11 protein-coding genes are annotated in these 13,985 nt (G+C 43.0%); 5 read left to right on the forward strand and 6 right to left on the reverse strand.

Features of this window, described 5'->3' with window-relative positions:
- Positions 1-42: 42 nt before the first annotated feature.
- The gene (locus L4C54_RS18790; protein WP_428809346.1) at positions 43-819 is read left to right on the forward strand and encodes a potassium channel family protein; all 777 of its coding nucleotides are present in this window, start codon (positions 43-45) and stop codon (positions 817-819) included.
- A gap of 68 nt (positions 820-887) precedes the next feature.
- On the opposite strand, the gene L4C54_RS18795 is transcribed toward L4C54_RS18790, so the two are convergent.
- On the reverse strand, positions 888-2,405 hold the full coding sequence (locus L4C54_RS18795) for a CYTH and CHAD domain-containing protein (protein WP_428809347.1): 1,518 nt from the start codon (positions 2,403-2,405) through the stop codon (positions 888-890).
- Positions 2,406-2,610: 205 nt separating this feature from the next.
- On the opposite strand from L4C54_RS18795, the gene L4C54_RS18800 reads away from it, so the two are divergent.
- From L4C54_RS18800 to L4C54_RS18810, 3 genes are all read left to right on the forward strand, one after another.
- On the forward strand, positions 2,611-3,291 hold the full coding sequence (locus L4C54_RS18800) for a TIGR00153 family protein (protein ID WP_428803201.1): 681 nt from the start codon (positions 2,611-2,613) through the stop codon (positions 3,289-3,291).
- A gap of 129 nt (positions 3,292-3,420) precedes the next feature.
- Positions 3,421-4,680: an inorganic phosphate transporter gene (locus tag L4C54_RS18805; protein ID WP_428803200.1), complete on the forward strand. Its 1,260-nt coding sequence runs from the start codon at positions 3,421-3,423 to the stop codon at positions 4,678-4,680.
- Between the two features lie 157 nt (positions 4,681-4,837).
- On the forward strand, positions 4,838-5,449 hold the full coding sequence (locus tag L4C54_RS18810; protein ID WP_428803199.1) for a TIGR04211 family SH3 domain-containing protein: 612 nt from the start codon (positions 4,838-4,840) through the stop codon (positions 5,447-5,449).
- 117 nt (positions 5,450-5,566) lie between these two features.
- On the opposite strand, the gene L4C54_RS18815 is transcribed toward L4C54_RS18810, so the two are convergent.
- Positions 5,567-6,424, reverse strand: coding sequence for a general secretion pathway protein GspB (locus tag L4C54_RS18815; RefSeq protein ID WP_428809348.1), 858 nt, complete (start codon positions 6,422-6,424; stop codon positions 5,567-5,569).
- Positions 6,424-8,043 (reverse strand): ExeA family protein, encoded by a 1,620-nt coding sequence (locus L4C54_RS18820; RefSeq protein ID WP_428809349.1) that lies wholly within the window; start codon positions 8,041-8,043, stop codon positions 6,424-6,426. Before L4C54_RS18820 ends, L4C54_RS18815 begins: the two co-directional genes overlap by 1 nt.
- Before the next feature lie 86 nt (positions 8,044-8,129).
- Between L4C54_RS18820 and L4C54_RS18825 the strand changes: the two genes are divergently transcribed.
- On the forward strand, positions 8,130-9,341 hold the full coding sequence (locus L4C54_RS18825; protein ID WP_428809350.1) for a multifunctional CCA addition/repair protein: 1,212 nt from the start codon (positions 8,130-8,132) through the stop codon (positions 9,339-9,341).
- Between the two features lie 67 nt (positions 9,342-9,408).
- Here the strand turns inward: L4C54_RS18825 and L4C54_RS18830 are convergent, their stop codons facing one another.
- From L4C54_RS18830 to pyrG, 3 genes are all read right to left on the reverse strand, one after another.
- Entirely contained in the window at positions 9,409-10,590 is a 1,182-nt protein-coding gene (locus L4C54_RS18830) for an MFS transporter (RefSeq protein WP_428809351.1), read from the reverse strand.
- A 188-nt stretch (positions 10,591-10,778) separates the two neighbouring features.
- Positions 10,779-12,077, reverse strand: a complete 1,299-nt coding sequence (eno, locus tag L4C54_RS18835) for a phosphopyruvate hydratase (RefSeq protein WP_428803194.1) — start codon at positions 12,075-12,077, stop codon at positions 10,779-10,781.
- A gap of 91 nt (positions 12,078-12,168) precedes the next feature.
- Positions 12,169-13,809 (reverse strand): CTP synthase, encoded by a 1,641-nt coding sequence (pyrG, locus tag L4C54_RS18840; RefSeq protein ID WP_428803193.1) that lies wholly within the window; start codon positions 13,807-13,809, stop codon positions 12,169-12,171.
- Positions 13,810-13,985: the final 176 nt, after the last annotated feature.

A 13,985-nucleotide genomic window follows, 5' to 3' on the forward strand; every position in this document is an offset into this window, starting at 1 on the left:
CTAATGCCTATGCACTAGTCACTAATTTATTTCGAGCCTCGTATGAATAAAGATGATATCAAAAACGATACTAGACCAATGAGCTTATTATCACTGATCCTGTCGTTTATGGCGTTATTTGTGATCTCTGGCTTATTGTTTATGCCATTAAATCCTGAAACTCGTCAGGTACTTATCGGCATAGACTTTGTTATCTGTAGCATTTTCATGTTGCAACTTACGATTGATTTGATCCGAGCCGCAAACAAGATGCAATACATGAAAAAACACTGGATTGACTTTCTTGCTAGCCTGCCAATGATTGAACCACTTAGATATGCTCGCATATTCTCTATTCTTCGCATCATTCTTATTTTCCGATCTGGGCAGCATATTTTTAGTCAGATTTTTTCTAATCGACGAGAGACCACGCTCGCCTCAATTCTGCTACTACTGGTTTTCTTATTGACGGTCGGGTCAAGCATGATGCTGTTTATCGAAGGAAAGAATCCTGGAGGAAATATTAAGGATGGTGGGGATGCATTGTGGTGGGCTTTGGTAACTATTTCTACCGTTGGATATGGCGATCACTACCCAGTGACGGCTAATGGAAAAATACTCGGTTCAGCTTTAATCGTGTGTGGTGTGGGGATTTTTGGTGCTATTTCAGGCTTAATTACTTCAATGATTACCTCACCAACAGAAAAACAGGCGCAGAAGCAAGAAGATAAAGTACAGCTACTTGAAGAGATTGTCTCTCAGCAGCTAGTCATTATTGAACGATTAGAAAGACTTGAGAAGCAAAGTTCGCCACCAAGCAATGAAACAGAAAGTAAGTGATCAAACAAAAAATAGAGCATCTAAGTGCTCTATTTTTTTATCTGTTTTCAGTAAAGAGTATTCACTGTTTAATGTTGCCAATACGGCTCAGCTTCAATACCAATGATGCGGGTTTGCTCCATGGCATGCAAAATAGACGTTTCTTGACGATCTAACCAACGTTGAAGCTGTTCTTTTTCTTCCGCCTCTAGTTTCTCGACTAACACCTCTAATGGCTTAAGCATTAATAAGTCGTCAATGCCCTGCATTAGATCAGCCCATGGCAAGCGAAAGCTAGTACGCTCATCCACATCATAAAGGCTCGCAAACCCAACCCCCGTATAAAGATTACGTATCAGACGATATTGCTGCTCGATATATTCTTGGCTCGTTAATGTTCGCTCCGGTGGAAAAGCTTCAATAAGTTCGGCCCAAGTACGGTCTAGCTGTCGCACAGAAAATGAATTAATAGCATGTGACATTTGTTCACGCGCCTTATCATCTAAGAACGGCTGCCAGCCACGACTTAGAATCCAACGGCTCAAATCAAGAAGAATGCCGGTATAACGAGCAGAAGAGAGCAGTGCCAGAATCTCATCACGATTAGGGAGTGAATCTTGAACCACTTTAAGTTCGGCGACTAAGAACTTTCGTGCCTCTAGTTTTCTTAACGCATGACCTTTATCTTCCAATAAATCCGCCAAATAATCATATTGGTTCAACCAATCTAACTCTTGCTCAAGCCACTTCAATTCTTGACGTAAAATAGCACTTGCTCTGCGTGGAACGATGCCACCGTAAATGGTGAGTGTTTGACGGATAAAGCTGATTGAGTGACGAATCTCATGCAGAGATTGAATAGACTCTCGCTCTGAATAAATTTGTTCGTGGTAATGCCAATGCGATAGTGCGTGCTCTAAGGTATTAACAAAGCAAGATTCAACACTATCGCTTTGCTTGGTATTCACTAAAGAGAGCGGTTTGACCTTATCGCCCTCATATCCTTGCGCCAGTCGATACCCTTTTGCCGCTTTGCTCAAGTTTCCTAAACGCATTCCACCATATTCACTAAATTGGCGAGCAAGTGTAAACAGGGCATCGGTCTGTCCAGATTTAAGCTCAAATTCGACTTCACAAATTAGATCGCGCTTATCCCCAGAAACCACTTCACCTAGATCAAATGCGACTTCAACTTGGCTTCCATCCGCCATGCCGATTAACCACTGCTCACGAGTAAAGTTAGTGGCAAATAGTGGAATAAGTTGATCTTGTAAAGTTTGAATATCTCGCGCTTGTGGCCAGATATCTTCAGGATGAAGTGAAAGCTTGGGAGTATTGCAAGTATGCTCGGCATTATACTCTGGTCGTTGGTGCAGCCCAGCAACAACACGCCCAGCGGTTTTTACGGTTTGAATAAATACATCATCAAAACGTCGAATTCGCAAGCCTGTATCGTGCTGACGTAACCAGTTATCAGGCGTGTCAAAATACGTGTTTCCCAACTCACGGCTACTGTGCTGAAGGATTTTCATTTCTGAGATTTTTTCACGCAAAATTGCTGAAAATTCAGGTGAAACAAAAAACTTCAGTTCTATCTCGGTTTCCATAACTGTACCTTTCAAAGCAGATAGCAACAGGATATGACCAATCTCTTTACTCAGCAAGAAAGAAATATCACCTCAATGATGATCTAAAACAGTTTTCATGAATGATTTAATGGGGTAACATGCGCGCCTTTATAGCCATCGTTCAACATTTCACCACGAAATGGTGTATGTTCTTTTTAGGTTATATTTAACAGGTTGAATGGCCATGCCAGTAAATACAATAATGGGGTTATTTGCAAAGTCCCCTATTAAGCCTTTGCAGCGCCACGTAGTGTGCGTTAATGAATGTTGCTCTCATCTCGTAAACTTTTTTGAAGTTTCTTCAAAAGGTGACTGGGAAAAAGCAGCCGAAATTCGTGCTCAAATTTCTCACCTAGAGAAAGAAGCCGATGTGCTAAAGCGCGAAATTCGTCTTAAACTTCCTCGCGGTTTGTTTATGCCTGTCGATCGTACCGACATGCTTGAGCTTTTGACTCAACAAGACAAACTTGCCAACCTAGCCAAAGACATCTCAGGCCGTGTTTATGGTCGTCGTTTGGTTATCCCAGAAACACTTCAAGAGAACTTCATTGTTTACGTGAAGCGCTGTCTCGATGCTGCCGATCAAGCTCAAAAAGTTATTAATGAGTTAGACGAGCTTCTCGAAACAGGCTTTAAAGGCCGTGAAGTTACGCTTGTTGCTGAAATGATTAATCAACTAGACCTTATTGAAGACGATACTGATGCGATTCAAATTCAGCTTCGTCAGCAATTAATGGCGGTTGAATCCGAATATAACCCTATTGACGTTATGTTCTTATACAAAATCCTTGAGTGGGTCGGTGGCATTGCAGATCAAGCACAGCGTGTAGGTGCGCGTCTTGAAGTAATGCTTTCTCGCTCTTAAATCACAAGTAACCCGATAACGAAGAGTTCGAATTAAACGCGACAGATTAGGCGATGAGTATTTTTCTCGCTGATGGGTTTGCCGCGCCTAAATTTTGCTCCGCTTGTTATCAAACAACTAGGTATTACGATGGATATCATTGCTAACCACGGCACGCTCCTGATAATTATTGCTGCGGCTTTTGGTCTATTAATGGCTATTGGTATTGGTGCAAATGACGTTGCGAACGCAATGGGCACCTCAGTAGGTTCCAAAGCACTAACAGTTAAACAAGCAATCATCATTGCGATGATTTTTGAATTTGCAGGGGCATACCTTGCCGGTGGTGAAGTAACCGATACAATAAAAAGTGGCGTTATCGACACAAATCTTTTTATTCATCAACCTGATGTACTGATCTTCGGTATGCTGTCCGCGCTATTAGCAGCTGGTACATGGCTATTACTTGCGTCCTACATGGGGTGGCCAGTATCAACCACTCACTCTATCATTGGTGCCATCATCGGCTTTGCATGTGTATCTGTTGGTACTGAAGCGGTTGATTGGAGTTCGGTGCAAGGTATTGTCGGGAGTTGGTTAATTACGCCCGTTATCTCAGGCCTCTTTGCTTATATGATATTTATCAGTGCCCAGCGTCTGATTTTTGATACCGAGAACCCGCTATTTAATGCTAAACGATTTGTTCCTATCTACATGTTCATTACAACAATGGTCATTGCACTGGTTACAATCAAGAAAGGCCTTAAGCACGTAGGCTTACACCTAACTAACGGTGAAGCTTGGTTATGGTCAGCGGCTTTCTCAACCGTCATCATGGTGGGTGGTTACCTCTATATTCAGAAGAAATTTGCCAACCGCGAAGACGACCATGGTTTTGCAGGCGTAGAAGGCGTCTTTACTGTCCTTATGGTTATCACAGCGTGTGCAATGGCATTTGCCCACGGCTCAAATGATGTAGCTAACGCAATCGGTCCTTTGTCAGCAGTTGTCTCAACCGTTGAAAACCTTGGTGAAATTGCAGGTAAAACGGCGATTGCATGGTGGATTCTTCCTTTAGGTGGTATCGGTATTGTTATCGGTCTTGCAACCCTTGGTCGCCGAGTAATGGCTACAGTGGGTACAGGCATCACTGAGCTAACACCAAGCCGTGGTTTCGCAGCGCAACTAGCAACAGCTTGTACAGTTGTTCTGGCATCCGGTACTGGTCTACCCATTTCTACAACACAAACTCTAGTTGGTGCGGTATTAGGTGTAGGCTTTGCACGTGGTATTGGCGCTCTAAACTTAGGTGTTGTACGTAATATCGTTGCTTCTTGGGTTGTGACACTGCCAGCTGGTGCGCTACTTTCTGTTGTGTTCTTCTATGCAATTCAAGCAATGTTTATTTAAAGTTTAAGTTTGTAGTTTGTAAGCGTAACGTCATTATTGACTCAAACGCACAGAAAGGGAGGCTCTGCCTCCCTTCTTTGTTGCATGGTCTTGAGAAAATTCATACTATCTGTCCAATAGAAATATTTACACAATCAAGATTGTTAAAGGATTTACTGTGAAGAAACTGATTTGCATGGTTTTGGTCTCTCTTATGGCCATTCCAGCAGCTTTTGCTCAAGACCGCTATATCGCGGATAAACTATTTACTTACATGCACTCAGGCCCCAATAATCAGTTCCGTATTATTGGCAGTATTGACGCTGGTGATAAAATTAAACTTCTCACGACGAATAAAGAGACTGGTTACAGCCAAATTCTAGATTCAAAAGGTCGTAAGGGTTGGGTTGAGACTCGTCTTGTTACTCGTCAAGAAAGCATGGCTGTACGCCTACCTAAACTTGAGAAAGAGCTAACAACCGTTAAATCTCAACTGGCGAATGCTCGTGGTAACGCAGACAGTGAAAAAGCGGGTCTTATAGACTCTCTTGATGTTCGTAACCAACAAATTGCAGAGTTAGAGCAAAACTATAGTGACATTAGTCAACAGCTCACGTCGTCTCAAACAGAGGTTCGTGAACTACGTGCTCGCTTAGATACTCAAAAAGAAGATTTACTGCTGAAGTACTTTATGTACGGTGGTGGTGTTGCAGGTGGTGGTCTACTGTTCGGACTATTGCTTCCTCACGTCATGCCGCGTCGTAAAAAGTCACCAAACGGTTGGGCTTAATTGACGCCAATACAGACGGTTTATAAATAGATCGTCTGTCTTAAACAGAAAAAGGTCACTGATGTGACCTTTTTTAATGCCTTGAGTCTAGGGTATGTTGATCTTTCTCAGTTAAATTTAGCCTTTCCAATCATACAAGGCGGGCACTTCAATAAGCTGACCTTGATACTCTATCGTGCAGTACCGCTGTTCTATAGCGACTAGCGTCACATCACTGTTCACCCTGTCCCCTTCAGAAAATTCAGTACCGTTGATTTTCACCCAACGCTTGTCTGTTCGGCTAGAGTAGACGTGGGTTTGGAAGTTCATTGCAGGAAGTGATCCAACAAAGTCAGCACCACGTTGAGAGAGCTTTATGGCATTACGAGTCACATTACCTTCCATAGCATTTTGCAGTGATTCTGATGGACTATTGGAGTTTTGATCAGTCACATTCAAAGAGCTATCACTGTTTGAAAAGGCTGACTGCACACGCTGGGCAAGCTCAGGCGAAAATTGACTTAAATCTAATTGAGACAAATCATCAATAACAGGCTCTTCAGCAGTGTTAAGGTTTGAAGTATCAGCGCTCGGTTTAGTCGTTACAGGCTGCGATACATTTTGCTCATCCCCTATTACATCAGCCGCATCTGACATTGCAATTATACTTACTGGTTCCACTCTTACTTGAGTCGTTTTCAAGTCACTCTTATCAAGGTAAGGTAACGCCAGAAAAGTGCTTTCAACTTCAATGATTTCAGGCTCAGCGTTAACCACGACAGAAGAGCTAACTTGGTGCTGTTGATAGCGTTGGTACGTATCATAACTAAGCCAAGAAACGGTGAGTATCACAGGTGCAGTAAAGGCCATTGCAATAATCATTCGTGATGCTTTGGGCTCTGTACTAGCCGATTGATTTATTGTTACTGTAGACACGGCGTCGTAGCGCTGATGCTCTTGCTCGGAAGCCTTGAGTGCTTTCAATATTTCAGACATTAATTAGCCTCACTTAATGTATCTAATTTGGGCATATTATCTTGAGTAAGAAGCGCTAATGTTTTTAGTGTATCTCGACCTGCAATGCCATCGACTGACATCCCTTGCCAACGCTGGAACAGTTTTACTTTTCGCTCTAGCTGTTCATCAAAGTGTCTAGATTGGCTTGCTGCCTCTCCAATAAGGTCAGATAGCTTGCTATCCAGTTGATATACCTGCTCTCCAGACATGCCTTTTTTAAGTACTTGTTGAAATTTTGACTGCCAAATATAGTGGTATTCACCAGTCCAAAGAGATTCAAGCCACTTGCTATCGAACTGCACTCTTTGACCATTAAAAATCACTTCAACTTTACCGTTGCTATTGGCTCTATACAGCACTGCATAATTCATTTGATTATCTATATCCAAATGCATCACTACAGGCATGTTGAGCTTAAGCACATCTTCCCAACTCCCTTGAGCTAGTTCACACCGAAACAACTGAGAAGGACTCGATTCACGTTCACATAATCTATCGAGAACCGTCGCTTGGTAGCCCCAAACTTGGTACAAGTCACCAATACTTTCTTCTAAACTGCTAGATTGTTTTAGCTGATTTTTAAGCTCAGGAGAAAGTACTTCTTTAGTTATTGAGTCTGGCACAACCACACTAACCTCTGGCTCCAACGTACTTTCAATGCTTTGTTCTATCCAGCTAGATCTGCCCAAGTAAATAGCGACGGATACAGCAACGCCCAATGACAGACTACCAATGACAGGCCAAAAATTAGATGCTGGTGCTGATTTTGGTGCCACGACAAACGATGTTTGAAATTGCATCACTTCATGGCAAGCGCTTTGAATGAGTGATTTGTTTAGCTGCTTAATACCGGATTGATACGCTGACTTTAATACGGCATCGCACACTAGATTTATTAACCTTGGGATCCCTTGCGTTTGAACGGCAATGTACTTTAATCCGTTTGCTGGAAAAAGGCGGCGATCACCGCCTGCGGTTTCAAGGCGGAACTGAATATATTTCGCCCCTTCTTCAACCGTTAAAGGCAGCAAATGATAACGACCCGTTATTCGTTGTGCTAATTGACGCAGTTGCGGCATCTTCAGTTTGTCTTGCAATTCCGGCTGACCAATTAACAAAACTTTTAGTAGTTTCTGACTATCAGTTTCCAGATTGGTGAGTAATCGTAACTGCTCTAATACGTCAGCAGCCAAATGCTGAGCTTCATCGATAACCAGCAGTGTTTGTATGCCATTGGCATGATTAGCAAGCAAAAACTGGTAAATAGCCTGGCTGAGCTGCTTTAGTGTCGCTCCATCTGGGTAGCAGACAGAAAACTCATCGCAAATAGCTTCGAGAAGTTCAATATCGGAAAAGGTCGGATTTAAGATAAGCCCAGCTTGGGTAGATTCACCCAAGTTAGCCAGCATCACTTTGGCTACGGTCGTTTTACCAGTACCCACCTCGCCCGTTAACATCGCAAAACCGCCACCTTCACCTAAGCCGGCTTCTAAGTGTTGTATCGCTTCTTTGTGGCGTTGGCTCAAAAATAGATAACGAGAATTGGGCACAATGGAAAATGGTGGCTCACTAAAAGCAAAAAAGTCCTGATACATCATTCTCGTCTCTATAATTTAATTGATAAGAAAAGTACCATTACTAACATTGAACGCCAATGGCAAACGACAAAATTCAAGGATTTAAGGTGCAAGTATACTTAGTAGGCGGTGCAGTTCGCGATCAATTACTCAAACTCGACGTCTATGACAAAGACTGGGTTGTAGTTGGTAGCACACCCAAAGAAATGCTCGCTAAGGGTTTTAGCGCGGTAGGGAAAGACTTCCCTGTATTCATTCACCCTAAGACAAAACAAGAGCATGCTCTGGCACGTACAGAGCGAAAAACGTCGGCTGGATATACTGGCTTTGATTGCTATTTCTCAACTGATGTCACTCTAGAAGAGGATCTCCTTCGCCGAGATTTAACTATCAATGCTATTGCACAAGATAATCAAGGGAAATTGATTGATCCCTACGGTGGTCAAAACGATATTAATGATCGTATCCTACGCCACGTATCTGATGCCTTTACCGAAGATCCCCTGCGAGTACTTCGTGTTGCGCGCTTCGCCGCTAAGCTTAAACACCTTGGTTTTACCATCGCGCCTGAAACAATGAAGCTGATGAAAACCATCAGTCAATCAGGAGAGTTAGAACACCTCACCGCCGAGCGTGTTTGGCAAGAGTGGCATAAGTCACTCTCGACTCAAGACCCACAGGAGTTTATTTCGGTACTACAGGAGTGTGGTGCTTTGAAAGTTGTTTTGCCTGAGGTCTCTCAGCTCTTTGGTGTACCTCAACCAGAACAATGGCACCCAGAAATAGATACTGGCATTCATACCCTAATGGTGGCTAAGCAAGCTGCTCGACTATCTGAATCACTGCCCGTTCGTTTCGCGTCGCAAGTTCACGACTTAGGCAAAGGCATCACGCCGAAAGAGGAATGGCCAAGCCATAAGATGCATTGCCATACTGGGATTAAGTTGATTAAGACACTCTGTGATCGCGTCCGTGTACCCAATGAGTTTAAAGAGCTTGCTCTCATAGTTTGTGAGCAGCACTCAAACATTCATCGAGCTGACGAGCTTAAGGCAAGCACAAAACTTAGGGTTCTTAATAAGTTTGATGTATGGCGTAAGCCTGATCGCCTCAGTGATATCCTACTTTGCTGCATGGCTGATAGCCGTGGAAGAACTGGATTTGAAGATATTGAGTACCCACAAAAAAACACCTTCGAACAAGCTTATCAAGCCGCGTTAAGCGTCAATGTTCAAGACATCATTGCTGATGGATTTACGGGAAAAGATATTAGAACTGAAATGGATAAACGACGTATTGAAGCGATAACCAATATTTAACGAATTCGTATTGCTAAAAAGCCTTACTTTTTTTCACATGAAAGTAAGGCTTTTTAGCTATCGATGATTAGTTCCAACGTAATACTCGAACCTCATTTCCCTCTTCCGGTTTACCAGGGATATTCAGAGACAACAGCAACGAGATCCCAGCCATGCCGGCTCCGATATAAAACACAGTCGACGGAGACACCAACCAAATAAGACCAAAAGTTACCGGAATAATGACCGCAGCAATGTGATTGATGGTAAAGGCAACCCCCGCTGTCGACGCCATATCAGAGGGATCGGCAATCTTCTGAAAGTACGTTTTGATCGCGAGAGCCAAAGCAAAAAATAGGTGATCAACGACATAAAGCGCAGCCGCCCATTCAGCGGATTGAACCAAGCCATAACCAACAAAAACAAAGAATAGCCCGACATACTCAAAAATTAGCGCTTTTCTCTCACCCACTACACCAATAAATCGCCCTATTTTTTTCGCGAATAGGAAATTAAACAGATAGTTAATAAGAAACAGTAGTGTAATGTCAGCCACCGAATAACCAAACTTCTCGACCATTAAGAAACCGGCAAAAACAGTGAATATCTGCCTTCTTGCACCACTCATAAAGGTCAATGCGTAATACAGCCAGTAACGCTTTCGAAGCACCAATTTTTTGTTCTGTGGGGTGTCCGTCTTAAATTCAGGAAAAGCGAAAGTGATCCAAAGCACTAACAAAAATCCGATACCACCAGTAATGGAGTAGACCCAGACAAACTCCAGAGCAAACAGCTCGAACATGACCCAAATAGCACCGTAAGTCAGCAGTGATGCCAGTGCCCCAACGGATATCAATTTTCCAAGCATTTCCGGTGCTTCTTCTTTGCTCAACCACTGTAGTGAGAGTGACTGCTTTAGCGTCTCAAAATAATGAAAACCCGTCGACATCAGCAGAGTGGTCATGAGCAGCCCAATAACACTTGGAAATAAACCGGTAATCGCCGTACCTAGCGTCAACATGGCTAGCGATATAAGCATGAATCGTTGCTCACGAATAAAGAGCAATACAAAGACAACCGTAAAAGCGAGAAAGCCGGGAATTTCACGAACGCTTTGCAGCAATCCAATATCACTGCCATCAAAATTGGCTTTTTCGATGACAAAATTATTGAGTAGTGCCATCCAGCTAGAGAATGCTATGGGTACGATAATAGAGATGATTAATAGAAAGTTTTGCGGGGTCTTCCAGTCTGAAACTTTTTCGGTCATGAGTTCTTCCTTGTCGTGCAACTATCCTCAAGCTGCTCATCTAAGAAGGCACACTTGTGCGTACGACTCTATCATGATGTTAGATTAAACTTACAGCGATTCCTTTGCGGGTATTTCTTACTCGCATAAAAAAACGCCCTACCGAAGTAGAGCGTTTCAAAAGCTTAGATTAATAATTCAAGCGTGAATTATTGACCTTTAACTTCTTTAAGACCGTTGTAAGGAGCTTTAGAACCTAGAGCTTCTTCGATACGTAGAAGTTGGTTGTACTTAGCAACACGGTCAGAACGGCTCATAGAACCAGTTTTGATTTGACCTGCAGCAGTACCTACCGCTAGATCAGCGATAGTTGCATCTTCAGTTTCGCCAGAACGGTGAGAGATTACTGCAGTGAAGCCAGCGTCTTTAGCCATCTTGATTGCAGCTAGAGTCTCTGTAAGTGAACCGATTTGGTTGAACTTGATTAGGATAGAGTTAGTGATGCCTTCTTCGATACCACGAGCTAGAATCTTAGTGTTTGTAACGAATAGATCGTCACCAACTAGTTGAAGCTTGTCACCTAGAAGTTCAGTTTGGTGCTTGAAGCCAGCCCAATCAGACTCGTCAAGACCATCTTCGATAGATACGATTGGGAAGTTGTTCGCAAGCTCAGCTAGGTAGTGGTTGAACTCTTCAGAAGTGAAGATTTTACCTTCGCCTTTCATGTTGTACTTGCCAGTTTCTTTGTCGTAAAACTCAGAAGCAGCACAGTCCATAGCAAGAGTAACGTCTTTACCTAGTTCGTAACCAGCAGCTGCAACAGCTTCTGCGATAACTTCTAGAGCTTCAGCGTTAGACTTAAGGTTAGGAGCGAAGCCACCTTCATCACCAACTGCAGTGCTGTAGCCTTTAGACTTAAGAACTTTAGCAAGGTTGTGGAATACTTCAGCACCAATACGTAGAGCTTCTTTAAGAGTTTTAGCGCCAACTGGTTGGATCATGAACTCTTGGATGTCAACGTTATTATCAGCATGCTCACCACCATTGATGATGTTCATCATTGGAAGAGGCATAGAGAACTGACCAGCAGTACCGTTTAGCTCAGCAATGTGCTCGAACAAAGGCATGCCTTTAGCAGCAGCAGCAGCTTTAGCGTTCGCTAGAGAAACAGCTAGGATAGCGTTAGCACCGAACTTAGATTTGTTCTCAGTACCGTCAAGGTCGATCATCACTTGGTCAACGTCAGCTTGTGCTTTCGCGTCTTTACCAGCAAGTGCTTCAGCGATTGGGCCGTTTACAGCTTCAATTGCTTTAAGAACACCTTTACCTAGGAAACGGGATTTGTCACCGTCACGTAGCTCAAGAGCTTCGCGAGAACCAGTAGATGCGCCAGATGGTGCAGCTGCCATACCTACGAAACCGCCTTCTAGGTGTACTTCAGCTTCTACAGTTGGGTTACCACGTGAATCGATGATTTCACGACCTAGAACTTTAACGATCTTAGACATTGAATGTTTCCTTCTCGTTGAATATATAAATGTCAAATTAAAGGCAGCAATATAAATTCCTATATCACTGCCTGTATTCTTACTTCAAATCTTATTTTTCAAACTCACCGCGTTGGTAATCACCTGCCGCTTTCACAAAGCCTGCAAACAATGGGTGACCATCACGAGGAGTCGAAGTGAACTCTGGGTGGAACTGAGCAGCAACAAACCATGGGTGCTCTGGGTTCTCAATAACTTCTACCAGTTTCTTGTCCGCAGATAAGCCAGATACTTTCAGACCAGCTTTTTCAATTTGTGGACGAAGATTATTGTTCACTTCGTAACGGTGACGGTGACGTTCATGGATCGTCGCGCTACCGTAAAGTTCATAAGCTTTCGTCCCTTTAGCAAGGTGACACAGCTGTGAACCAAGACGCATAGTACCACCAAGATCTGAGGTTTCGGTACGTTCTTCAACTTTACCTTCGCCATCAACCCATTCGGTGATCAATCCTACTACAGGATACTTCGTCTCTTTGTTAAATTCTGTTGAATGTGCACCTTCAAGACCCGCTACATTACGTGCGTACTCAATTAGGGCAACTTGCATACCTAGACAAATACCTAAGTATGGAACTTTGTTTTCACGCGCATATTGAGCTGCAAGAATCTTACCTTCAATACCACGGTCACCGAAGCCACCAGGAACTAGAATAGCATCTAGACCTTCAAGCATTTCAAAGCCTTTAGACTCAACATCTTGAGAGTCTACATACTTAATGGTCACGCTTAGGCGATTTTTCAAGCCCGCGTGTTTCAGAGCTTCGTTAACTGATTTGTAAGCATCAGGAAGTTCGATGTACTTACCGACCATACCAATAGTTACTTCAGCTGTTGGGTTCGCATCTTCATAAATAACTTGTTCCCACTCAGAAAGATCAGCTTCTGGAGCTTCAATACCAAAGCGCTTACATACAAGGTCATCTGTACCTTGAGCTTTAATAAGTTGTGGGATCTTGTAGATTGAATCTACATCTTTCATTGAGATAACTGCTTTTTCTTGTACGTTACAGAAAAGAGCAATTTTCTTACGTTCGTTTGCAGGGATAACACGATCGCTACGACAAACCAGAATATCTGGTTGAATACCGATAGATAGAAGTTCTTTCACTGAGTGCTGAGTTGGTTTCGTTTTCACTTCACCAGCAGCTGCTAGGTAAGGAACTAACGTTAGGTGCATGAACATTGCGCGTTCACGTCCTAGTTCAACCGCTAACTGACGAATAGCTTCCATGAATGGTAGAGATTCGATATCACCAACCGTGCCACCAACTTCAACCAATGCAATATCATGACCTTCAGAACCAGCAATCACACGATCTTTGATCGCATTAGTGATGTGAGGAATAACCTGAATAGTTGCACCAAGGTAATCGCCGCGACGCTCTTTACGTAGAACATCTGCGTAAACACGACCTGCAGTGAAATTGTTACGCTTAGTCATCTTGGTACGAATGAAACGTTCGTAGTGACCAAGGTCAAGGTCAGTTTCAGCGCCATCTTCCGTAACGAACACTTCACCATGCTGAGTTGGGCTCATTGTACCCGGATCAACGTTGATGTAAGGGTCAAGCTTCATCATAGTCACTTTAAGACCACGAGCTTCTAAAATAGCAGCTAATGATGCTGCTGCAATACCTTTACCTAGAGAGGATACAACCCCGCCAGTAACAAAAATGTAATTTGTCGTCATGTTTAACCTGAAATTGGTTGAATGAGGGAAATGGACTACTTCTGGACGGGGTGTAAATATACCAGAAGCCCCTTATCGCCACAACGTGAAATCTATCACACTGTGATTTTTTATTTTTTGCTTCAAATCAATTTGTGTGTTCACTTTTAAGTTAGTCAAAATCTAATATGAGTCAA

The organism is Vibrio lamellibrachiae (genome assembly GCF_050337265.1).
Lineage (GTDB): Bacteria > Pseudomonadota > Gammaproteobacteria > Enterobacterales > Vibrionaceae > Vibrio > Vibrio kyushuensis.

Coding starts and splice junctions, on each gene's coding strand:
- L4C54_RS18815 (WP_428809348.1), bottom strand. CDS start 6,424: ATGTCTGAAATATTGAAAGCACTCAAGGCTTCCGAGCAAGAGCATCAG.
- L4C54_RS18790 (WP_428809346.1), top strand. CDS start 43: ATGAATAAAGATGATATCAAAAACGATACTAGACCAATGAGCTTATTA.
- L4C54_RS18800 (WP_428803201.1), top strand. CDS start 2,611: ATGCCAGTAAATACAATAATGGGGTTATTTGCAAAGTCCCCTATTAAG.
- L4C54_RS18795 (WP_428809347.1), bottom strand. CDS start 2,405: ATGGAAACCGAGATAGAACTGAAGTTTTTTGTTTCACCTGAATTTTCA.
- L4C54_RS18830 (WP_428809351.1), bottom strand. CDS start 10,590: ATGACCGAAAAAGTTTCAGACTGGAAGACCCCGCAAAACTTTCTATTA.
- L4C54_RS18820 (WP_428809349.1), bottom strand. CDS start 8,043: ATGATGTATCAGGACTTTTTTGCTTTTAGTGAGCCACCATTTTCCATT.
- L4C54_RS18805 (WP_428803200.1), top strand. CDS start 3,421: ATGGATATCATTGCTAACCACGGCACGCTCCTGATAATTATTGCTGCG.
- eno (WP_428803194.1), bottom strand. CDS start 12,077: ATGTCTAAGATCGTTAAAGTTCTAGGTCGTGAAATCATCGATTCACGT.
- pyrG (WP_428803193.1), bottom strand. CDS start 13,809: ATGACGACAAATTACATTTTTGTTACTGGCGGGGTTGTATCCTCTCTA.